This window comes from Chroococcidiopsis sp. [FACHB-1243] (assembly GCF_014696895.1).
In the GTDB taxonomy this organism is placed as follows: domain Bacteria; phylum Cyanobacteriota; class Cyanobacteriia; order Cyanobacteriales; family Chroococcidiopsidaceae; genus Chroococcidiopsis.
In genome coordinates, this window is the sequence record NZ_JACJQX010000068.1 from 1 (window position 1) to 21,211 (window position 21,211).

General features: G+C 46.6%; 30 protein-coding genes and 2 pseudogenes. 1 reads left to right on the forward strand and 31 read right to left on the reverse strand.

Annotated elements, in window-relative coordinates; genetic code table 11:
- Window positions 1–87 precede the first annotated feature (87 nt).
- Window positions 88–480 carry a hypothetical protein gene (locus H6G17_RS29560; RefSeq protein ID WP_192162103.1) on the reverse strand — a complete coding sequence of 131 codons (393 nt, stop codon included), beginning with the start codon at window positions 478–480 and terminating at the stop codon, window positions 88–90.
- 71 nt (window positions 481–551) lie between these two features.
- Here H6G17_RS29560 and H6G17_RS29565 point away from each other — a divergent pair.
- Window positions 552–1,435 (forward strand): IS630 family transposase gene (locus tag H6G17_RS29565; protein WP_199317103.1). Its coding sequence is split into 2 segments (ribosomal slippage): window positions 552–878 and window positions 881–1,435, totalling 882 coding nucleotides; the frame shifts between segments, so codons are not numbered across the junction.
- A 2-nt stretch (window positions 1,436–1,437) separates the two neighbouring features.
- Here the strand turns inward: H6G17_RS29565 and H6G17_RS33705 are convergent.
- The 30 genes and pseudogenes from H6G17_RS33705 to H6G17_RS29710 form a co-directional block, all read right to left on the reverse strand.
- Entirely contained in the window at window positions 1,438–2,145 is a 708-nt protein-coding gene (locus tag H6G17_RS33705) for a Mu transposase C-terminal domain-containing protein (RefSeq protein WP_146139748.1), read from the reverse strand.
- A gap of 42 nt (window positions 2,146–2,187) precedes the next feature.
- Window positions 2,188–3,402 carry a DDE-type integrase/transposase/recombinase gene (locus tag H6G17_RS29575; RefSeq protein WP_192162104.1) on the reverse strand — a complete coding sequence of 405 codons (1,215 nt, stop codon included), beginning with the start codon at window positions 3,400–3,402 and terminating at the stop codon, window positions 2,188–2,190.
- Between the two features lie 58 nt (window positions 3,403–3,460).
- A complete protein-coding gene (locus tag H6G17_RS29580; protein WP_199317104.1) occupies window positions 3,461–3,859 on the reverse strand; it encodes a hypothetical protein in 399 nt (132 codons plus the stop codon).
- 105 nt (window positions 3,860–3,964) lie between these two features.
- Window positions 3,965–4,168, reverse strand: coding sequence for a hypothetical protein (locus tag H6G17_RS29585; RefSeq protein WP_192162105.1), 204 nt, complete (start codon window positions 4,166–4,168; stop codon window positions 3,965–3,967).
- Between the two features lie 264 nt (window positions 4,169–4,432).
- Complete coding sequence (locus tag H6G17_RS29590; RefSeq protein ID WP_192162106.1) at window positions 4,433–4,705, reverse strand: peptidoglycan-binding domain-containing protein; 273 nt, start codon at window positions 4,703–4,705, stop codon at window positions 4,433–4,435.
- On the reverse strand, window positions 4,705–4,953 hold the full coding sequence (locus H6G17_RS29595; protein WP_199317105.1) for a hypothetical protein: 249 nt from the start codon (window positions 4,951–4,953) through the stop codon (window positions 4,705–4,707). The genes H6G17_RS29590 and H6G17_RS29595 overlap by 1 nt, the downstream gene beginning before the upstream one ends.
- 5 nt (window positions 4,954–4,958) lie before the next feature.
- Window positions 4,959–6,105, reverse strand: a pseudogene (locus H6G17_RS29600) (IS4 family transposase).
- Window positions 6,106–6,150: 45 nt separating this feature from the next.
- Complete coding sequence (locus H6G17_RS29605) at window positions 6,151–6,468, reverse strand: hypothetical protein (protein ID WP_199317106.1); 318 nt, start codon at window positions 6,466–6,468, stop codon at window positions 6,151–6,153.
- 63 nt (window positions 6,469–6,531) lie between these two features.
- Window positions 6,532–7,221, reverse strand: a complete 690-nt coding sequence (locus tag H6G17_RS29610; RefSeq protein ID WP_192162107.1) for an alternative oxidase — start codon at window positions 7,219–7,221, stop codon at window positions 6,532–6,534.
- 20 nt (window positions 7,222–7,241) lie between these two features.
- Window positions 7,242–7,961 carry an SDR family oxidoreductase gene (locus tag H6G17_RS29615; RefSeq protein WP_192162108.1) on the reverse strand — a complete coding sequence of 240 codons (720 nt, stop codon included), beginning with the start codon at window positions 7,959–7,961 and terminating at the stop codon, window positions 7,242–7,244.
- Window positions 7,962–8,048: 87 nt separating this feature from the next.
- Window positions 8,049–8,747, reverse strand: a complete 699-nt coding sequence (locus H6G17_RS29620) for an alpha/beta hydrolase (protein ID WP_192162109.1) — start codon at window positions 8,745–8,747, stop codon at window positions 8,049–8,051.
- 289 nt (window positions 8,748–9,036) lie between these two features.
- Window positions 9,037–9,264 (reverse strand): hypothetical protein, encoded by a 228-nt coding sequence (locus tag H6G17_RS32950; RefSeq protein WP_199317107.1) that lies wholly within the window; start codon window positions 9,262–9,264, stop codon window positions 9,037–9,039.
- A 42-nt stretch (window positions 9,265–9,306) separates the two neighbouring features.
- Window positions 9,307–9,486 (reverse strand): hypothetical protein, encoded by a 180-nt coding sequence (locus tag H6G17_RS32955; RefSeq protein WP_199317108.1) that lies wholly within the window; start codon window positions 9,484–9,486, stop codon window positions 9,307–9,309.
- A 17-nt stretch (window positions 9,487–9,503) separates the two neighbouring features.
- Complete coding sequence (locus tag H6G17_RS29630) at window positions 9,504–10,874, reverse strand: FAD-binding oxidoreductase (protein ID WP_192162110.1); 1,371 nt, start codon at window positions 10,872–10,874, stop codon at window positions 9,504–9,506.
- A gap of 244 nt (window positions 10,875–11,118) precedes the next feature.
- Window positions 11,119–11,874, reverse strand: a complete 756-nt coding sequence (locus H6G17_RS29635) for an SDR family oxidoreductase (protein ID WP_192162111.1) — start codon at window positions 11,872–11,874, stop codon at window positions 11,119–11,121.
- A gap of 330 nt (window positions 11,875–12,204) precedes the next feature.
- Entirely contained in the window at window positions 12,205–12,519 is a 315-nt protein-coding gene (locus H6G17_RS29640; protein ID WP_192162112.1) for a YdhR family protein, read from the reverse strand.
- A gap of 143 nt (window positions 12,520–12,662) precedes the next feature.
- The gene (locus H6G17_RS29645) at window positions 12,663–13,061 is read right to left on the reverse strand and encodes a hypothetical protein (RefSeq protein ID WP_192162113.1); all 399 of its coding nucleotides are present in this window, start codon (window positions 13,059–13,061) and stop codon (window positions 12,663–12,665) included.
- 30 nt (window positions 13,062–13,091) lie between these two features.
- Entirely contained in the window at window positions 13,092–13,352 is a 261-nt protein-coding gene (locus H6G17_RS29650) for a hypothetical protein (RefSeq protein ID WP_192162114.1), read from the reverse strand.
- Between the two features lie 130 nt (window positions 13,353–13,482).
- Window positions 13,483–14,061, reverse strand: a complete 579-nt coding sequence (locus H6G17_RS29655) for a cupin domain-containing protein (RefSeq protein ID WP_199317109.1) — start codon at window positions 14,059–14,061, stop codon at window positions 13,483–13,485.
- Window positions 14,062–14,350: 289 nt separating this feature from the next.
- On the reverse strand, window positions 14,351–14,914 hold the full coding sequence (locus H6G17_RS29660) for a cupin domain-containing protein (RefSeq protein ID WP_192162115.1): 564 nt from the start codon (window positions 14,912–14,914) through the stop codon (window positions 14,351–14,353).
- 331 nt (window positions 14,915–15,245) lie between these two features.
- Window positions 15,246–16,163, reverse strand: coding sequence for an AraC family transcriptional regulator (locus H6G17_RS29665; RefSeq protein WP_192162116.1), 918 nt, complete (start codon window positions 16,161–16,163; stop codon window positions 15,246–15,248).
- A 9-nt stretch (window positions 16,164–16,172) separates the two neighbouring features.
- Window positions 16,173–16,892 carry a helix-turn-helix domain-containing protein gene (locus H6G17_RS29670; RefSeq protein ID WP_192162117.1) on the reverse strand — a complete coding sequence of 240 codons (720 nt, stop codon included), beginning with the start codon at window positions 16,890–16,892 and terminating at the stop codon, window positions 16,173–16,175.
- Window positions 16,843–17,091 (reverse strand): nitrate/nitrite transporter NrtS, encoded by a 249-nt coding sequence (gene nrtS / locus H6G17_RS29675; protein ID WP_192162118.1) that lies wholly within the window; start codon window positions 17,089–17,091, stop codon window positions 16,843–16,845. The genes H6G17_RS29670 and nrtS overlap by 50 nt, the downstream gene beginning before the upstream one ends.
- Before the next feature lie 72 nt (window positions 17,092–17,163).
- Entirely contained in the window at window positions 17,164–17,799 is a 636-nt protein-coding gene (locus H6G17_RS29680; protein ID WP_192162119.1) for a hypothetical protein, read from the reverse strand.
- A 10-nt stretch (window positions 17,800–17,809) separates the two neighbouring features.
- A complete protein-coding gene (locus H6G17_RS29685; RefSeq protein ID WP_192162120.1) occupies window positions 17,810–18,049 on the reverse strand; it encodes a hypothetical protein in 240 nt (79 codons plus the stop codon).
- A complete protein-coding gene (locus tag H6G17_RS34960) occupies window positions 18,042–18,293 on the reverse strand; it encodes a hexameric tyrosine-coordinated heme protein (protein ID WP_192162124.1) in 252 nt (83 codons plus the stop codon). The genes H6G17_RS29685 and H6G17_RS34960 overlap by 8 nt, the downstream gene beginning before the upstream one ends.
- A 72-nt stretch (window positions 18,294–18,365) precedes the next feature.
- Window positions 18,366–18,734: pseudogene (locus tag H6G17_RS34965) on the reverse strand (globin family protein); the annotation flags it as partial.
- A 13-nt stretch (window positions 18,735–18,747) separates the two neighbouring features.
- Window positions 18,748–19,545 (reverse strand): hypothetical protein, encoded by a 798-nt coding sequence (locus H6G17_RS29700; RefSeq protein ID WP_192162125.1) that lies wholly within the window; start codon window positions 19,543–19,545, stop codon window positions 18,748–18,750.
- A gap of 351 nt (window positions 19,546–19,896) precedes the next feature.
- Window positions 19,897–20,484 carry a protoglobin domain-containing protein gene (locus tag H6G17_RS29705; protein ID WP_192162121.1) on the reverse strand — a complete coding sequence of 196 codons (588 nt, stop codon included), beginning with the start codon at window positions 20,482–20,484 and terminating at the stop codon, window positions 19,897–19,899.
- 403 nt (window positions 20,485–20,887) lie between these two features.
- On the reverse strand, window positions 20,888–21,211 hold a 324-nt coding region (locus H6G17_RS29710), incomplete at its 5' end, for a 3-alpha domain-containing protein (RefSeq protein ID WP_206757183.1).

Genomic DNA, 21,211 nt, shown 5'->3' on the forward strand with positions numbered 1-21,211 from the left:
TTTCGTCTGGTGCGATGGCTGATGACTCATTTCGATGTATTTGCCGCTCATAGAGCTAAATCTGGCTTCATTTGGGCATAGAAAACTTTAAAGTCCCACTAGAGAGTTATTAGTAGCGATCGCAGTTGGGGGCTGTCGATTTTGGGGATACTGTACTGCTTGGGGTGGTTCGAGTAAATCCGACAAATCCAAGTGTAGCGACTGCACGAATAGATCGGCACATTTATCGACATCGACAACTGGTTCGGTCGGATTGTACTGGCTTTCCCATTCCCCGATCAGTGACTCTGCCCGTGCTGCGTAAACTGCTGCGATTCGCGCTAATCCCTCCGCTCCAATCGCCAACTGTTGTGCCAAAGTACGACTTTCCATGACTCGCTCTAGAGATAGCAGTAGCGCTCGCACGTTTGCTGTTTCGGGAGCAGAGGTAGCATCATCCAATGCCTGCCATAAATCTAATTCGAGCTGTACGATCTCCACAACGTCTTTATAGCGCTACACAGAAGCGTTAGGACGTTAGTTTAGGAATAGAAGAGTATTCAGGAGTGACAATGCCCGCCCCCTATAGCTATGACCTGCGTCAAAAAGCAATCGAAGCGGTTAAACGAGGAGAACGCAAAACAAACGTAACTCAGATGTTTAACATCAGTCGCAATACCTTAGATTTATGGCTCAAACGAGAAGAACAAACTGGGGACGATCAAGCCATCACCCACTTCCAAAAAGGCTGTCGGCACAAAATCACTGATTGGGATCGCTTTCGCGCGTTTGCTCAACAGCATGGTGGCAAGACCCAGACGCAGATGGCTTCGTTGTGGGGAGATAACGTGACTCAGCAAAACATCAGCCGTGCCCTGCAAAAGCTTGGCTTGAGTCGTAAAAAAAAACATACGGGGATCGAGAACGGGATGAGTTCAAGCGCCAAGCCTTCCAAGAACGATTGAAAACCATCCTCACTGCTCAACTTGTGTACGTGGATGAAGCAGGCATCGATAACCGAGAGGACTATCCCTATGGCTACTGCGAGATTGGACAACGTTTCTATGCACTCAAGTGTGGCAAACGCACTCAAAGAGTCAGTTGGATTGCTGCTCTCAAGCAGGAGAAGCTATTTGCGCCGATGACGTTTGAAGGCGCTTGCAACCGAGACTTGTTTGAAATGTGGTTAGCAGAGTGTTTGATACCCCAATTGCAAAAGGGGGATGTCATCATCATCGATAATGCCAGTTTCCATCATTCTCAGGTGATTGAGGAAATTGTAGCAGAGGCGGGATGTGAGATCTGGTATCTCCCTGCTTATTCTCCAGACTTAGACAAAATCGAGCGTTGGTGGTTTGTACTCAAGAATTGGATGCGGCAACGGTGGGATGAATTTGATAGCTTTCGCGATTGTGTCGATGCCGCTTTCAAATACTGTCCTAACGTGTATGCGTAGAGCTATATTTGTGGTAGTGTCTTCTGCGGTTCTGTCGTTGCCATCGCTTGAGCAATCGCGCTTAAAGCGGGATAATCATGAAGTTGAGACTGTACCACTGGTAAGATCTCCTGTACCTGACCCAGAATTGACATTGGATCTTTAGCAATTTTGCGTAGCAATGCCTGTCCCCGCTGACGAAATTGTTTAACTTCCTGGTTTAGGAGTTCGTAGGCAACTTGGGCTTGTCGAGCAAATTGTGCTAAGTTAATCTCTCCTGCCTCTCGCCAAATAGCTTCACAAATGTATTCTTGAAGCTCGGATGATTTATATATGTAGATCCGAATTGGATCTTGGGGTGAAAAGCAGACGTAGACTCGTCTGCCAATCCAGTCTCCAAGTTCACCAGCAACGTAAAGCCGTCCATTGAGTGAAATTCCCTGACGACCAACTCGACGCATTCCATCTTTGCTTGGCGCTGCCATCATCAGAAAATCTAATTCACGCTCTTGACGAATCTGTTGCTTTTGCCACCCTTGAGCTACGGCTGCTTCTAGTACTTCTAGAGGCGACTTACCTTCTAAACCAATCCCCGCTCGTCCGTGCGGTCGCTGCTCGTAAGCGACAATCCATGCTTCTGCCCAAGATTGAAACTCTTCTGGTGTCATGCAGATCTCGATCGCTCTTTCATTCCAATCGGGGTGGCTTCTCAATGCTTGTCGGTCACTCACGCTATGTCCGACAAATCCAGGTAGTTTTGGTAAATCGCGGTGTTAAAATGTATGGATGAATCGCTCGATAAAAGCTTTCTGTTCTGGATGCTTGGGCAAGCAGCGACTGGTTTTCACGCCTAAGTTTTCCAGGAAGCGTTTGACTCGGCGGCTGAGATATTCTTTGCCGCGATCGGTGCGAATGTGATCGGGAACGCCCCACTTGAAAATCGCAGCCGCGATCGTCAAACAAACCGCTTCCGCATTGGAATGTTGGGTGACGTACAACATCACACGGCGAGTGAAGACATCAACGCAAGCAATGACAAAGGCGCGAGTCAGTTGCACCGTTTCAGCCACTTCCGTCTTACAATTGATGTCCACTCGCATCGAGTCAAGCTCCCAGACATGATTCGGGTAGAACACCGATTGCGATCTCGATCCAAAGGCTGGACTAACTAATCCTTTGGCGCGATCTGGAGTCAGGTACAATGCCCACTCCTGTGGATGTTGTAAGCGAAATCGCCGTAACCAATCGCGCAATTGACCGCGTGAAACCCGATCGGGTTCTAACCCAAATTCAAGCTGCAAGATTTCATAGATTTGGCTTGCGCCCCAATGTTTTCCGCCTGCGGTGAGGCAAGTTTTAATTGCAGCTTGAAGATCGAAGTCTGCATCAATTTTGCCTGTGCCGCGACGATGACCATACTTGCCGCCGAGGGCTGTGATTTGATCGGCAGTCCGACGTAATTTTTGCTTGGCTTTCAGCGAACTGCGGGAAAGTTTGGGCAGAACCGCATAAACCCAATTGGGTAATTCTAATTGTCGTTGATTGTAAGCATCAACGAATGCAACATCTCGTTCCAAATGGGTTTTGAAATGGGCATGGTCGATCTCAGTCTCATACAGTCTCAGAATTGCCAACCAAGCATCGGTACGATCGTTGATTGTCGGTTTCAGTTGTGGTCTTAATTCACGGCGAGGTGATTGGGCTATTGCGATCGGGTGAACTGTTATCGTTGGAGGCAGAGCGGTTTGAGCTATCTTCCCTCGATCGTTGCTTTCGTTCAACGCAGTTTGAGCGATCGCAGGCAGACTGTGATGAGCATACTCGTTGCCACCCCCGCGTCCTAGACGTGGGCGTGATTTCCAGCCTTCGAGTTTGGCTTTGCGCGTGACATTATGGGAAGCAGCAGGCATTCCAGGAAGTCCGGACAATTCAGAAGCGGAATACCAGCGCTGTGCATCAGTTCGATGGCGATCGTTAAGCATACTCATATCAACATTGAAGTGCGATCGATTTGATCGTTGTTCTCCTAGTTACTAATAATGCCGTTTATTCTTCTCGTGTGCAGGCTTGGCTGAAGATCGAGCGACCGTTTTTGTATACCGTCAACGAGCCTTGTGCTTGGTGATCCCTGCGCCTTCCAAGTACTTGATATTCATAGTTGCCATGCTTGAATTTATACACTTGAGCCGCTCCTGTACTATCATTTGTGCCCTTGCCCAAACTTAAATTACCGAGCAATCCGATTCCGCGAAAGAGCAGTTTGCCTGAACCGTAACGCTTCCAGACATTCACGGTGTAATCGTTCGGGCATTTCAACGTCACGATCAAATCAGCCGTCGAATCCGCAGCAGCAGGCAAAGCAAAATGGGCTGAAACAACAGATGGTGCCGAAAGTGCCGCAGTAGCGGGTAAGAACAGCAAGGACATTTGTGCATTAGAATCCAATTGAGTATAGAGAACTGAAAAATGAAGACATTGATCGAGTCGGTTAGATGAATCCTCCTACCAATCTCTGTCACCGTGATGTAGAAAGATTGAATTCGCGGGATTTTAGAATGTGTGGGGAAGCGGTTGTAAACTTTGCATTTGTCGCTTAGTCAGTGCCTCTCGCATTGAATTCGATACAATGCCATCCACTGGAAGTCGCTGTTGAACAAACTTGACAACCGCGATCGTCGTTGCGTCATACAGGAGGCGATCCAGAAGAATATCAGTATGATTAGCTTGCTTGAGGTCGCCGATCGAGGTTTGCATCACTCCCCTCTTTAATCACTCCTATTGAAGAAAATTTTTAGGGAAATTTGAAAGCCATTGCGCTGTAAGACTTTCAGCTTAGATTTTCGCCTAAACTCTTCTCTAACCCTCTTCTGTCACTCTAGGAAAATTTGACGAAATTACGTGGTTTCAGCCAACGAAAAATCAAGGTTTCAACCCAGTTTGACAGAAGAGGGTCTAATTAGGCAACAGGCATAGATCCAAGCCCAGAAAGGCTTTTAGAATTTGCTCTCGTCAAAGTGATTAAAGAGGGACTCTTTGAATTGCGGTCAGGGTCATTGAGTCCAGCATTCCATTGACTTCAAGCTGACGATCGAGTTGGAATTTCTGGATTGCCTGTACAAGTTGTGAATTCGTTAACGGGCTATCATTGAGCGATAACGGAAAGGTTGCATCAGCCATTTCATCTTGGTTCGTATATCCCAACCCATTCAGGATGCTACGCAGTTGTGCATTGGTGTAAGTCATCATTCCCATGAGTTCATCTCTTGAAATCAAAGATTTTTTTGAAATCATTACGGAAATACAATCTTAGGAACTGCTGCATGTCCAAGATAGAGATAGGCAGCCGATCGCAATACAATTTCAGAGTAAAGAATCTTCTGAATTTCCAAGTTAGGAACTCGCTTTGCGGTGAAGTGATAAGCCGCGATTTCTCCTTCTAAGCTGAAATCTGTGTCGCTTAAGTAGTGGTCGTAGTCGTGCATTCCTTGAAAAATAAAGCCATAGATTGGATTAGGATAAATTGTCTGAGGGGGCGACATGAAATCTAGAATGCAGACAGGATAAGCTCCATAGCTCGTTGACCTTGTAAATAATACTGAAGCTTATTGCGATTTAATTTCATTAGCTGCATCACCAAGTCCCAACAAGACTCCATAAAATTCACCCAAGTTTGTCCGTATAAACCGATATAAAAACTACTATGTCTTCTCTGGACTCGTCCATATTCCTTGATTCTACCGACATATTTCTGCACGCCTTTACGTTTAATGCTTTGCCCTTTAAAAGTCCTTAAGCTATAAGAAAATGTGATTAATAAAATTAGGGAAATCAAGCGTTTATCTTGAACATTAGTTTCCTCCATATTATAGCCGCCGCTCTTAAAATCCCTAAACATTTCTTCGATATCAAATCTTTTTTTATAACTAGCAACTGCTGTTGATAAATTTTCTAAGTTTGTCATGATAAACCATCCTTCCTTGGGTGCTATTCCTCTGAGTTTACGTCGCCATGTACTAGCTAAATTAAATCCCGCAATTTTAGAAGTTTTAGTTATCTTTATCTCTTCAATAAATAGAGAGATTCCAGGTTTTAATCCTAACTCATTTAGCTCTTGCCATTTTCCTTCTTCTTGCTGAATAAATTCATTCTTTTTTAATCTTAAACAAAAGAGTAATTTTTGCTCTTGCAGCCAGTTAGCTAGTTTTACCGAACAAAATTCACGGTCGCCTAACAGAATGACTTTGTATTCTTTAAACAAGCAAGGGTAATACCTGAGTGATAAGTTCTCTCTGTTCGCTAAAGTTACTGCTTCCTAATTTATCGAGGAATTCAAAATATACAGGAATAGCTCTTTTTTCATAAATTAGGCTAATCATGATTAAATTTTTACGCTGCCAGAGCGTTCGGTCGATCGCTAAATAAAGCAGCTGATTTTTGCTGAATTTTTGAACCAACCATTTTTGCAGGATGGGGAACCAGAGTGTTTTTATATTCAAGCTAGGTAATGACAAAAATCTTTGTAATTTCTTCCGTCTGCTCTCAAACAAAATTGGGAGTGGGATGGCAGCGGCAAGTTTTTCTAAACTGATTTGCTTGAGGGATTGCAAAATATTAATCAGAATATTAAACAGCAATACTTCTGACGGTTCTAGTTGATTTTCTAGGTGTGTTTGATACAATGGAGGTAACATTTATTAATAGATAGGTCTTGTTGAGAATGACTGACCTATCTTTTTTTACCATAATTCGGTCAAAGCATTACGCTGTCTCGGATTCGGGATGCTTGTCGCCCCGTCAGGATAAATTGTAGAATCATAGCTATCGGCAGCGACCCAAAGTTGTCCTCGCTCAATATCCGCAAACATCTCTTTGGCATCTGCGTAACGCATATAGTCTGAGAACTGTAGATTCAACGGCAATTGCTGAAATTCCGTCATTAACCAATCACAGAGTTGCGCGATCGCTTCATCAGAAATTTCGGCGGGCTTGCCTTCTAGGTAGAGTTTGGCAAGCGTTTCAACTTGAGTGGTTGGTTTTGTAGCTGTGAGCGTCATTTTTTTACCTTCTGCTCGAATTACTATTACTTTGACAAATGCGATCGCGTTTAGTCACTGAAATCAATTTGTGTCATTTGTGCTAGTTGCAACCACCTTTACTAGAGTATGAGGACTTTTGAAAGTGAGTCGCGCATCCGGTTGCTGAAGTGCCACCATCGTTTTTACGTGTTCACATTCATCATCACGAATATTCACAAATACGTCATAGAGAGTATTGACATGAGGACGGCGAAAGAAAGAATCTGGTGTGGTCTGAACTTCTTCAAACATATACAGATCGCCATCTCGGTAGTAGTCGATCGCAATCTGGGGAGCAGGCTGCGCTTTGAGTTCTATTTCATGTTCGTTCAAGTAGCCATTGTAGGTGTGATAAGCATGATTCTCGATCAGTTCCATCAAGTAATAGGCATACTTAGGTAACGCCATGTAGAGCGGCACGACAACCCAATAGTATGCAACTGCAATGTGTTCCGCAACAAAGCGATCGATCCACAACCGATTGCCGCCGAGTGATTCCATAATCAACAGATGATGCAGTTCGTTCCAGGTTTGGGCAAAGTGAACTTTTAACCAGTCTGCTTTGCGCCAGTAACCTAGCGTTTCATACAAATGCAGCACCGAGAGATAAGAGAAGTAAGGCACACGGGCGATCGTTTCTAGTACATAAAACCGAGCATAGGAACGATTGCTGTACACAACATCCACAACAAAAACGAAAAAACTTACGATCGCTCGAATTAAAACTTTCATCTTGTATTCCTCCAAATCAATCAAACGAGTTGATGTCCTCCATCCACATGCAAGACAGTTCCTGTAATGAAGCTATTCTGCATCAGATAAAGCGCTGCATTTGCCATATCTGCTGGTGACCCAATTCTGCCAACGGGGAGCTGTTCACTCACGGTTGCAAGAAACGCTTTCCGCTGTTCTTCCGGCACACCTTGCCACATGGGAGTTTCAACAACGCCAGGTGCGATGACATTGACGCGAATGGGTGCAAGCTCGACTGCGAGTGAGCGACAAAAAGCAGCCAGTGCGCCATCAACCGCCGCAATCAACGCAGTATGAGGAACGGGTTTCCAGGCTGAAAAACCCGAAAAGAAAGTGATTGAACCCGTCCTGCTCAAGCGAGGCGCAGCGTGTTTGACCGCGTAGAATGGTCCGAGAATCTTGCTGGTGACAACTCTTTGAGCATCAGCACCACAGAGTTGCTCGATCGGTGCAAACGTCAAGTCGGCAGCCGTCGTGACTAAATGATCTACACTTCCAACTTGGGCAAACAGCGATTTGATTGCCTGTTCGTCGCCAATGTCGGCAACGATCGCTTGTGCTCCCTGTCCGATTCCGATCGCGGCTCGTTCTAGCCTATCTTGCTTTCGTGCGGCTAATGTTACTTTTGCGCCTGCTTCAGCCGCCGCTTTTGCTGTGGCAAGTCCCATTCCAGAACTTGCTCCAATAATGACAACCTGTTGATCTTGAAGTAGCATCATTCCCTCCAAAGCGATAATTGAAGATTGTCCTAAGCAACTTGCAAAACAATCTTTTAATGTATACGCCACGATTGCGCGACGATCGAATTACTCCACAGCAGAGCTTGCTGCTTCAAGAATCAAATTGGTAACCTCTCTGGAACGAGAGATATAGGACACGTGGCTTGCTTGAAGCTCAGTTATTTTGGCACCGATTCGGCTTGCCATGAATCGCTGAAGCTCAGGGTTAATGGCTCGGTCTTCCTGAGCTAAGAGATACCATGAGGGAATGGTCTGCCAAGCTGCGCTTTCCACCGATTGCTCAAACGTGATGCTAGCGGCAGGCTTTTGTGCCACTGCCAGCACCTGCGCTTCGGCTGGCGATACGTCATGAGCAAAGACTTCGTGAAACTTCTCGCGATCGATGTAAAGGAAGCCTCCTGCATCTGGGACAATTGCTGTGACAAGTGGAGGGGGTGGGTATTTGCCAATTAACTGGCTAATGCTGTCGCCTGGTGCTAATGCCCAACCCGCGATATAAACCAAGGCTTTCACATGCGGGCTGCCAACCGCCGCGCCTGTGATCGCAGCTCCACCGTAGGAATGACCCACTGCAACAACAGGTTCCGGTTGAGCATCAATCACCCGCTTGGTGATGGCAATATCATCTGGAAGAGAAATCAGCGGGTTTTGCACAGCGGTCACGTTATAGCCAGCCTGTATCAGAAGTGGGATAACATGCTGCCAGGATGTACCATCCGCCCAGCTACCATGAACCAGAATGATCGAAGGTTTAGTTTTGGACATAGAGATTACTCCTTGAGTTGATTGCTAATCTACGGAACCCGAAAAGCCTGGTTTTTGATGATTGGTAATCAATGGATTGAATGCAACTTCAAGCATTAATGGATTGTTGATTTGATCCAAAAGTTTTTGACATTAACATGACTCACAAATCCTTATTACTGATTGACAGAAATACACGTTGAAGCCACTAGCAAGAGAATCTAGTTATGGCGGCTCCTGTCGGCGTTCAAGTTCCTAAAAAGGCGAGATCGCTTTCGATTCAATGGCTTTGCTGTGTGCAACGGATTTACTACGTTTTTGTAGCAGCGGAGGGTAAGGTTCCGGGCGATCCCAAAATCTCGTCGCCAATCTCAGCAGAAACGCGATCGAACAGCGCCATGTCCGGTGTTTCTGCCTTATTCTGCGTTCCTGTTGCTTCAATTAACCGAGCAAAGGCACTGGGTGCAGCAAGTATCAATCCACGAGCGGGACGATCGCCAATTGCGGCAACAACGTGAGGTGTGCCAACCGGAATCAAGAAGTTTTCACCTGTGCTGAGTACAACGTTGTTCTCACCTGCCTAAATCGTGAATTCTCCTTCCAGCACATAGAGTTGCTCCAAATAGCGGGTGTGGCGATGGGGAGGAGTCTGAGAGCCAGGCGGAAAGTACCCTTCAATTAGATCGTACTGTCCTCCAGTCGTGGTGCGATCGGCAAGGATAGTCAGGTAAGAACCAAAAAACCAAAAAGATTGTGTCATAAAATTGCTCCTAATGATTAGGGTGTAAGATGTCCGATCGTCGAATGAAAGACATCATCTGGGTCATATCTCCGCTTGAGGTCGAGCAAGCGCTCATAGTTCGACCCGAAAGCGAACGGAACGCGCTCCTGCTCCTGCTCATCTAAGAGATTGATATATCCCCCTTTGAAGGCATAAGGTTCAAGTGAGCGTGAGATGTGCTGTGCCCATTGGAGATGCCGCTGCTCTTCGTCGGGAGACTGGGGTTCCCAGGCTGCGATTATCTCAACCATGAGATGATCCTGGCGCAGCGCAAAAGCGGTTTCGGATACACCCACGCGACTCGCAGTTCCATGAAAGTGATGAATGTTGATCGTTGAAAACGGGGAAGGAAGGGGCAGTCCTTGTTCGATCAGCGCCTCGATCTCCCCAGTCTGCAAAACAGCCAGCGATCGAGTCTGGAGATAGTAGTTGCGACCTGCTGGAGTATACGCATCCAACTGATGAATCAGGTCATAATACGTAACGGGTTGTATCTGCTCGACCAGCAGACTACCAAAGGTACGCAGGGGTGCAATGATCTGTTCACCTGCTGCGATCGCACCACAATAGGTGGGTGAGAGAAACAGAGCCGTTGCACCATCGGATGTTTGAAGAAATCCAGACCGGATGGTTAATTCATCGGGTGCAGTGGTGATAAACTCGTTAAACTTGCGGAGCACGGTTCTAGCTTGCTCTAGCGGATAGAGCAATATCCCCGATAGTACTGTCGTAAGTGAATGCAGACGATACTCCAGGGAAACCACAACGCCAAAGTTACCACCCCCACCCCGCAGTCCCCAAAGCAAATCTGAATGCTCTTCGGAACTTGCGGTGATAAGTTGCCCGTCGGCGGTTACGACCTGTGCGGATAGCAGGTTATCGGCAGCTAGTCCGTAAGCCCCGATCAGTGAGCCATAGCCTCCTCCTAAAGTCAGTCCTGTCATGCCAACGCTGGAGACGGTTCCTGTAGTCGTCGCTAATCCATATTTTTCTGCTGCTCCGATCAGTTCACCAGCCGTTACTCCACTTTGAACTTGGGCTGTGCGTGCAACTGGATCGACGGTAATAGTTTTCATCTGAGATAGATCGATCGCTACGCCATTCTCACGCAGCGATCGCCCAAAAATTTCGTGTCCTGCTCCTCGAACCGAAAGGGGCAATGCGTGTTCTCGCGTCCAGCGAACCGTATGAATCACATCTTCTACAGTTAAACAACGAGCGATCGCAGCAGGGCGGGTCTTCACCCTGCCATTCCAAAGTTGGCGCACCGATTCGTAGGCAGCATCATTTGGCAAAATAAGCTGTCCGGTGAGCAGTGCTGCGAGATAATCAAACAACGTTTTATTCTGACTAGGCGTAATTGTCATCGTTTCTTCTCTCCATGTTGTAAATTGAGTCACTCAACGATGTTCTAGTTATTTTTCTTATTTCTCAAAGGGTTGATGGCTCCAGAACACAGACTTCGATGAGTTGCTTCTTGGTATCCTCAACTTTCACCGCCTGAGAATACCCGTACTCTTGCTCCCAGGGCATACTGAGACTTTTTGTTTCCTTGGTGATTGTCGTAAATACCTCCTTTGGAGTTAATCGTTAAACTGCTCAAGATCTCGATCAACTCACTGTGAATCCGCCGTCGATAACTAACGGTTGTCCAGTGATGTAGCTGGCAGCATCAGAGCAAAGAAAAACAACTGTTTGAGCAATTTCTTCTGCCTGTCCTATGCGTCCCATTGGCACCATAGATGCGAAAAGATCCGCTGTGATGTCCACCTGGTCAATGCTACGAGCAAACAACTCAGTCGCAATAGCGCCAGGGTTAACCGCATTAATCCGAATGCCCTGCTTGGCATAGTCGAGCGCTGCCGCTCGTGTCAGCCCCACGACGGCATGTTTACTCGTGACATACGGAGATATCCCTGGAAACGCAATCAACCCTGCTATCGCGGAAGTATTGACGATCGCCCCAGCTCCTTGAGTCAGCATTTGCTGGATTTCATATTTCATGCACAAGAACAGTCCCCGCACGTTGACCGCCATCAGTTTGTCAAAGTCTTCGATCGATTGTTCGTGCAGGGGTTTAGAGCGTGCCTCAATGCCCGCATTGTTGAAGGCACAGTCGAGTTTCCCAAACTTCTCGACTGTGGTTTGCACAAGCGCTTTTATCTCGGCTTCGTTCGAGACATCCGATTGCACAAATAAACAGTCAACGCCAGCATCTCGTAGCTGAGCTTCCGTTGCTTTACCTTCTAGTTCGCGTCGTCCTGAGAAAACCACTTTAGCTCCTGCAACGCCGAATGCTTTAGCAGTTGCCTTTCCAATTCCCGAAGTTGCTCCCGTAATCAAAGCCACTTTATTTTCAAGTTTCATCGTTTTCTCCTTTTATAGTTGAAAAATCCTGGAGAGAGTGCTATTCATTTGCTCTGAAGCGCCAGTTTTTACTGTTCAGTCACAGTTGTGGTAGGAAACTTGCTCTAATGGGTGCGACGCATCAATGCCTTGGATGGCAAATTAGGATTGAGAACCTTCTCGGCACTTGCAGCACCCACAACGGGTAAGGCAGCCACATCAATCAGCCCCAGTTGAACTAGCACAGAAGCTTGGCGTTCTACCTGCTAGTTCACCTCGCTGATATTTAGCTAACAATTGGTGATATGGGTTTCTAAAAATGTTAACAAAGCCTCGTATGGCGTTCCTCATTTACCAGTGGTTGATAATTTCGCCCACTAGGTTATCAACCACTACCGGACTCTCGAAGTAAGTTACCGATGGTTCAGAGCCATATCGCTCGACAATGGATTTTTTAAAGTCGTCGGTGTAGAGGCGTTCCGCAGCCGCTTTAGATTCCCATAGGTAAACGCCCCCAGCCGTCCTGCCATCTTCGGATAGCAAAAAGTATTTCCGGATCAAGCCCGGTACTTCACGGAGCCTAGGCGCAAGATTGGAAAAGTCTTCTTTAACCTCGTTACCAGTTAGGGGAGTGGATAGGTTGAATTGAACTAAGGCGGTAATCATGATGTATTCCTCTTCAATACTTACGCGCTACCACAAGGGGTTGGTAATATCCGCTGGCTTCTGGCATTTACCAGCCAATGTCTAAGAATCAATAGTGCTTCTCCAATTGTTTGCAGCAGAACCTGATTCTCTTATGTTGCTGTTTAAGGTAGCTTTTGATTGCTTGAGCACTTGCAAGTGTAGATTGCGACGAAATACTCCAGCGGTTGTAGTAGTTTGTCGATCATTGGATCGTCAGATTTAAGGATGCCGCGATCGCTGCTCCAGCAATGCCTCCACCATTCAGGATTGCGATCGCAAAGTGCTTGCAGTAAATGCGAATAGGAATCGTCAAATGCCTCGTTTAGGCTAGGCTTGCCTGCTAATCCTGGCTTCTGGCGCAGCTTGCGAATGGCGAGGCAACAGAGTCGCAGGTAGGATGTCATTTTTAGCTGTCGTGGCATCTTCGTCAGTAGTTTAGTTCTTGCATAATTGAGCAAATGAACAATCTCTTTGTCGAGGTCTGTAGAGCAAAATTCAGTGGTTTGGGTTGCGGTTAACATAGTTCAAAACTCGAGTTGCACCTAAGTCATTTAAAAGCGAGCGCAAAATTGATGGGTGTGTAGCACCGCCTCACCACAATCGGGAATCCACGCTGCCCACTGATCCTCTGATATCTGACAAAGTAGCAGTGCTTCGTCAAAACTAAAGGTACTGGGAAGTCCCAAAAGGTGTACCCAAGTATCAGCCTGGAACTCCTGCTGCGACGATTTGAGGTGAGACTGGTTTGACCACTCCAGATTCTGCTTTTGAGGTCGAACACCAAAATCTTGTATGTAGGAATTGAGTTTCATCGTTTTGTTTTCCTTCCTGGTAGACAACACACAATAAAAGCTGGCTCATCTCTAGCAACTAGCCTTATTCAAATCTCTAATACAGCTATAGATAGAGAGGAATCTTTCCTGTCTGCGATCCCTTTCTTGGTTAATGACTCCGGCTCTTTCGCGGTACCCCGAAGCCGGGGTAGTGGGGCAACAGTTCCGCCGTTTCTTCCCGCGACAGGAAACGAATACCGTTTGCAGCACCCAGGCGGATGGCATGGCTAGGATCGTCCGTCATATAGGTGACCGCCTCAGTGGGAAGGCTCATGCTTGTTGCAGGTTCAGCCATTTCGATGAAGTAGCGATCCAGCCCAACCGCGCAATCGCCCACCGCTTGAACCAAGATCAATGTTCGGAGGTGCGGGGAGCGGATATAAAAAGCGTGCGGCTTGCCTTGAGGTAAGAAGATTGTTTCCCCTGCATGTGCCACTAAAACCTTGTCTTCGCAGTAGAACTCCATCTCGCCCTCAAGCACGTAATATAACTCATGCTCCCAGTCATGAACATGAGGAGGCGGTTCATTACCAGGTTTCGCCTGGTACTCCATCAGGGCAAAGCGCCCCCCAGTGTCCTCGCCTTTGGCAAGGAAGGACATGAGACTTCCCATGTAAAACATAGCCGAGTCGAGCGCAGAGGTGCGCTTGTATGCTTTTAGTGATGCCGATTGAACTTGTTCCATCATTCTCCTTAATGATTAATTCTGTTGCAAAAACTTCTGTCGATTTATGCAGCTATGACACGCGCCTAATTTTAAAGTGTCTGACTGCCTCAAGAAAAACTTGTCGCTCTCGTTGTGGACGGCGATGTCTGAGTTGAACATTGCTCTATATTCAGTGATGATATGCAGCACATAAGCCCAGTTCCCGTAACGATCTAGCTTACAAAACTACCTGAAAGCGGGTAGTGAACCGCTCAAGCTTATAGAGCTATAGATAGGAAGAAATCTTTCCTGTCTGCGATCCCTTTGTTGGTTAATGACTCCGGCTCTTTCGCGGTACTCCGAAGCCGGGGTAGTGGGGCAACAGTTCCGCCGTTTCTTCCGGAGTCAGCATCTTGACTCCGTACTTGGCAGCCAGCGCGATGGCGGGGGCTGGATCGGAGAGCGCGTATGTGGTTGCGTTCGCAGGTAGTTCCATGCTGGTGGACGGACTCGACATCGCTTCAAAATACCCGTCCAGACCGTACCCGTCTGGACCGCCTGGTTGCAACAGGGCGAGGAACCGGAGGGTGGGCGACAGGTAGTAGAACGCGTGCGCCTGGTTCCGAGGGAGGAAGATCGTTTCGCCTGCCCGCACTGTCCGGACTTCGCCCATGCAGTATACCTCCAGTTCGCCTTCTAGAATGTAATACACCTCATCCTGGTCATAGTGGAGATGGGGCGGCGGCTCATTTCCCGGTTTCATCCGAAGCTCCAGAAGGACGAAGCGGTTTTCGGTCTCGGCGGATGTCACGAGAAAAGTCATGAGACTGCCCATGTAGGATCGAGTGGTCTCCGTGACCGCGCTACGAACGAAGAAATCTGCTGACTGTTTCATGATTTGACCTCTGATATTAATGCGACTGTCGCGATCGCAATTGGTTTTGTGGTGATTTAAGTCTTGCAACTCAGTCGTTGCATTGTTTGCCTGAATTCAATAGATGCCTAAGAACATTCAACGACTGCATTTTTAGCAAATAGGTCCACCCAAGGCATGGATATCCTTGACAACCAGTGCTAGATGAGTGGCAAAAGCCTGTCTTTCGCAGTTGTATATTGCTTTATATGCACTTAAGCTTGTACGAGATTTTCCTGATTCTTTGTACCTAAAGTGTACTAAGTTCCAATGCTCAACGTCTTTCGGATTCTTACCACGATTTATCAAATTCTTATGGTGAAGGGCGAACTTGCTTTGGTGTCAGTCCGGTGACTCGCTTAAACTGTTGCGTCAAATGACTTTGACTGGAGAAGCCTACTTGTAAGGCAATGTCTGCGATCGCCAAATCCGTTTTCAACAGCATCAACTTTGCCCGTTCCACACGCTGTTGAATTACATACTGATGCGGCGAAATTCCCATCGCCTGTTTGAATAAACTCGCGAAGTAAGTTGGGCTGATACCGATAACGCTTGCCAGTTCAGCCAAGGATAAATCTCGATTCAGGTGAATTTGAATATAGTCGATCGCTTGCTGCAATTGTGTATGAGTTAAGCTTCTGTTCTGGAATGTAATGGTTTGCGTGAAGGTGGAATAGTGGCGCAGCAGATGAATTACTAATACTTGGGTCAATGATTCAACATATAATCGCCCCAGGATGACGCCTGACTGCATCTCAGCCAAAAGCAGCATCGCGACCTGATGAAGCTGTAAATCTTGCTGACCGAAACGATTCATGAGGGTGAACTGCTCTATATTAATTTCAGACGCTTGGGCAACTTGTCCGACCAACTCCGGCTGTAAGTGAATATGTAGTTCTGACTGGAATGTCTCACTTCCTGGACAACGCCAGTAGCTCGGTTGTCCCGCCGGAACAAAGAGGCTGTCACCCTCTTGAACAGTTGATTCATACAGGCGCTCGTCAGATTTCTGGGTCAAACGACCAGGTTGCCCCAGGGGGAATTTGAGCCAATGATTTGACAGGGCAGGAAGTTCAACTTCACCTGGATTGAGAGAATTCTGATACTGCTCAATCAAGATTCCATTCCAGTCCATTTGCCGACTGGACAACACCAGAGTTTTATTGGTTAACCAATGGTTGAATTCGCTCGGTCTAAGAAGGCTATTGATCGCAGATTCTGTTTTCAGCATTTGACTTACCTACTTTGAAAGATAAAAGTTCCAATTTTGTTTAGCGGTTTCAGGATCGGCTGCAACGTGTTCGGCACAGTTGAGACGAAGATGACGATCGCCAAAGGGTGCATTCACCAACGCACAATGATGTGGACGATCTGACCCTGGATACCGATTGGGCTGAAAGAATTGACAGGTAACACACATTCTTGCCACTGAAATCTGTCCCTGTTGTTGAAGCTTGCGAATCATTTTGATCAGCCCCCGCAGAAAGATGACTTGTTCCTCCGCGGATAGCTCATTTACGGTGTTGAGCAGAAAATCAGACCAGGACGCTGTTTGTGTTGCGGTCTGCTGTCCTTGAGTGGTTAACGTGATGGCGATCGCTCGTCCATCTTGAGGCGATCGCGTTTTTCGCACTAACCCTTTCTCAACCAGTGACGTAACCGCATCGCTGGCAGTAGCAGCCGTAACCGCAAGATGTTTCGCCACCTCTGACAACCGCATTCCAGCATCGCCTTTATCAATCAGAAGCGCTAGGATTTGTCCTTGAGTCGGTGTTAAGCCTTGTTGTCCAGCATCCTGCCAGGATTGACTTTTCAGCGCTAGCCCAATTTTTTCTAGCCCAATCAAGATGTGCTGTTCGATCGCGCTTGAGGCATCGAAGGGATTTTCGCTGACACCAACGGTCGGGTTTTCAGCAGGAAGGGCTAATTCTGTATCGCGATCGCGTTGAGTTCTGTCCATGAATACTGACCGTATAAGACACCAGGTAAGTGAATAGCCCCATCAACCAGCGTTCACGGGTCATTTCCCCGCGTAACACAGCACCGCCATGATTAATCGCGAAGAGTAACGATCCTACAACGAGAGCTACTTTTAAGTCATTGGGTCGCAGGGCTGAATCAGTCCAGACAGTATAGCAAAACTTCAACGTTTTCAGCATGGCACCATCCTCATTTAAGCAATTGCTTGCAGTGTTTCAATTGCAGCCCGATCATTCGGTTCATTCAACACATTACTTGCATAGTTTTTGGGTCATTCCTTTAACGATGCGGAGGTGTTTTTCGATGCGCTCGATCGCTGCTGCTTCAGGCGTATGCCCAAACCATTCATCTAGTAATTGCAGGTTTTGGTCAACCAGAAGAAAGGACGGTGTTCCTGGTAAATGATTCAATGTAAAGGTTGCTGATGTTTTGGCGTGCCGCTGCAAATAAGCGTTCACCTTTTGGCGCAGTGCTGCTTGCTCTGATTTGGACAGGCGATCGAAATCAGGAATCGTTTCAGTTAAAGCCTCAATGTTTTCAAGTGTTGCAAGTGCTGCACCTGTGGTAGATCGATCGACTGCAACGGGAAAGTCGATCGTTTGAGAGTAAAATTCTCCTAATGCTTGCCGAGTTGCTCCAACCAGTTTCATCTCCGTCAGAAGCAACGCTGTATTGGCAGCAGTGTTGTACTCAAAATCCTCAAAAGCCGTTGAGAGTCCCAGGATATTCAAGCCCAACTGACGATACTTCCAATACAACTTATTGACGAGGGGAAAACCGTAGATGAAACAACCAGGACAGTTGACTTGAAATACAAACAGAAGATTCAGCGCTTTGAGGTCAAAAGAACCTTGCAAGACGCGATCGATCTTGAGTTGGATTGCCATGATGCTACTCCTAAGCAAATCGAGTGGGGTTACCATTAACAGAAATCAGGCGATCGAGCCGAATCTCTGTTCCGTCTTTGAGCTTCAAAAAATCGGCTTGGTTTGCAGCATAGACATCCACGATCCGATCCTGAACTTCAACGATTTCTCCAGTTACAGTGCGGTAGGAAATCCAACAGGTTTGCCGCAGCGTTGCCAAGGCTTCTAGCCGATCGTGAAAACCACAGTCCACTAAACAATAGTCATTCATTGCCCAACTCCTTCCAATAGTTGTTAGCAGCAGCGATCGTGGCAAACTCTGTAGCAACCGTTTGTCCTATGACGATCAACATCATGGCATCGTTACCATAGACTTCTCGTAGCTGTTTGCGCTTCTCCTCATCGGGTTGAGTCAGCTTGATAATCAGTCGCGCCAGTTTCACGGCTAATTGCCGTCCTTCCTCAGGCGTTTCGGCGATCAACGAGTTGTTAGGAACCAGTGCAATCGTATCCATTGTTTGTTCTCCTGTTAGTATCAAACTTTCTGGTGAGTAATCTGCACCTTCCAGCATTAATTGAGTCACAACTTCATACGCCTCTATCCATGCTTGTTGCACGTCAGGAGTCCAGGCTCTACCCAGACTTACCTCAAAAGCTTTAAGCAAGCTACTGCCCACCATTGGATAGTGTTGCGGCAATACACCGTACTGTGTGTGTCGAGTGCCCAAGCCTCTCAATACACTGCTTAAGACATCTGGTTTACCCAGGTTATTGACGGTAAAGACGAGAGATTGAAACAGTTGCTTGCCCTGCTTTTCCATGTTAGTTTTGGCAAACAAAGGCTGGACTTCTGGATAGTCCGTAAATAACACTGTGTAGAACTGTTTAGTCACCTCTAAGCTATTCACTTTAATTTGAGCAAAGCTGCTTTCTAGCAATTCAACATTGAGAGCCATTTAATTTTCTCCGTTACTGAGGTTGCACGCTGTAGGGAAGACTTAAATCCCCTGAACTAACGCTGTACGCTTGATAGACCCCAACCATAGGGAGATTTTTGTTTGTGGCATTCACCTGCATATAAGCAACAACGCCATCAAACTTGAACTTTGTTTTAGATTGAATGCGTTGAGCCGGAACCAAAACACTGAGCTTGTTACCTTTTAGCAAAACAGGGAAACCAGGAGAATCAAAATACATTGGCATGCCGGGATTGGTAGGTGGAAGCACAACAGTTTTGTCGGTTTTGTTGAACTGTTTGACCGATAAGCTACCAGGGACGCGATCGTCCTTGACCAGTACAACCCAATGACTATGAAAAATGATGCCATCATCAGCATAGTTAGAGTTGTTGTTCTCATCCCACAGTGGCGTATCATCGAAGTCTGGATGAGACGTAACTGCTAGTGCCAAAATCCCTTCGACCTTCCCAAATCCAGCATCTTCGGGTTTTAGAGTCGTTGGAAAGACGTAGCCCAGCACAGGTGCACCATCAAGGCTACCCTTAGGTTGGGGCAATGTTTTACCAGCCGTTCCTTTCACAGTTTGCTCAAAAATAAGTAAATCTGCATCTTTGAGATAACGGACGCTAGTGCCTACAATTTCTAGATCGGGTGACTTTGGAGTTGGTACAACTTGAGCAGACGACTGCGCAACTGTTGCTGCCGTAAATTGAGTTGTAGAACGGGCATCAGCTTTAAGACTGGAATAAAACAGTGCCAACGTGAGGCTTAAACTGATACCGAGTAAAGCAATGAGAAAACGTTTCATCACAACCTCCTGTTGCATGAATTAGGAGCTGAAGCGAATGGAAGTAGTTAGAAAATGCTATTATGCTGTCGTCAAGACGTTACGGTATTGATGCCTTTGCGTAGTGTGGAGAGGTAACAATTCCGGTGAGATGCAGTCGATCGTTCACGATTAGCGATAAGTAACTTCAAGGACAAAAGTGAAGCATCTTTGCGAAAGCATCGTTGATGGTGAAGTCTTTATCGAAAGTAAGCGAGATGCCAAGACCAACAAAGCTGTAAGAAAAACAATCCCATCGCCAGCACAACAACACTGAATACTGACAGTGAGAACACTAGAAAAACACTAACAAGTTCCATGAGTACCTCCAGATTAGAAATATTCATCTTTGGCATAAGGAGCACACCAAAGCGTCACTTGTAGAGTGATGGATTTGAACCAGGCTTGATACATATTTTCAACGTCTTCTGCGCTGTGTCCCTTGTTTGACAGAAATGGCTTGATGGTGGCTGCGATCGGGTAGATGAAGGCAATCATGTACCGCATCCCAATATGAGGAGCGGCTTCAACCCGATCGGTCTGGTTTTTCTTGACGTAAGTGTGACGCAGACCGATCTCCTGCTGATAGTTCAACCAATCCCGATCGTAAGGTCGATTACAGGTGTCTAGAATCCATTGAGCAAAGCGTTGGCGAACAGCAGACAAGTAGTCGGAGTTTAGCTGCCCTGCATTGCTGAAGTAATACGCGAGATGCGAGTTGGCAGCAACAAAGCCGTACCAAACATCTAATACCGCATTAATTTGGTCTTCTAACACTTCTCCTGCCAACCGTAGATATCTCTCATCTTTATCCGTAAACAAAACAGTCTGTTTGAGCAGTTCCAAGTCGTTGATTGTCAACGGTGAATGAGTAACTTGTTCAGTTCCAAAGGTGTAACCAGCGATCGCGTTCATATTCATAGATGAATCTCCTTACAATTAGCGAGTAGTAGATGCATAATACAGAATGCTTTCAGAATTGGCCGATCGCGGCATAAGTAGAAAAAAGCCACGACTGCAATTTATTTAGGACTCCTAAATAATTACATTTTCATCAGCAGTCTGTCAAGGGGGTTGTGAGAGACTTCTTGCCTAGATGCTCAAATCCTTTGAAATCTAAGTACAATGAGAGTCGCCTGTTTTGATATCTCGAAAATGACAAAGAAGCAAAACGTAAGTGTAGCAAAGCTTTCAGCTTCTACTCTTACTAAAGTGACAAATCAGGCATAAAGCTGGGGTTTTTGTGATCGCGCTAACCAGCCGCTTCGTTACGCGAACATTCCTAAACTCCTCACAATCTTCATTGCTTTCACGATCGTTGTTGCTAGTTCTCGCCCAAAAGTCGAGGGGTGGAATCAGGATTGATATTTTTAGCAGCACGATTTAGCAAAGTGCGTTGCCAATTCGATGCTAGCAAGGGACAACTTGCCAGTTCAGCCGCTGCTTCTCGGTTGTTCAAATCGTGATGCATGATTTGGTTTGCCCGTGCGATCGTCCACGGTGGAAAGGGGCGATCTCGCAATACAAGTTCCATCCCTGCTTCAACCGGGCATTGAGCCGAGATTCGTGTAAAAATCGGCAAGATGGTCTGGAAAATACTGATAAATCTATGTTTCAAAGATTTCTGGTGGGAGATGAATCGCTGCCT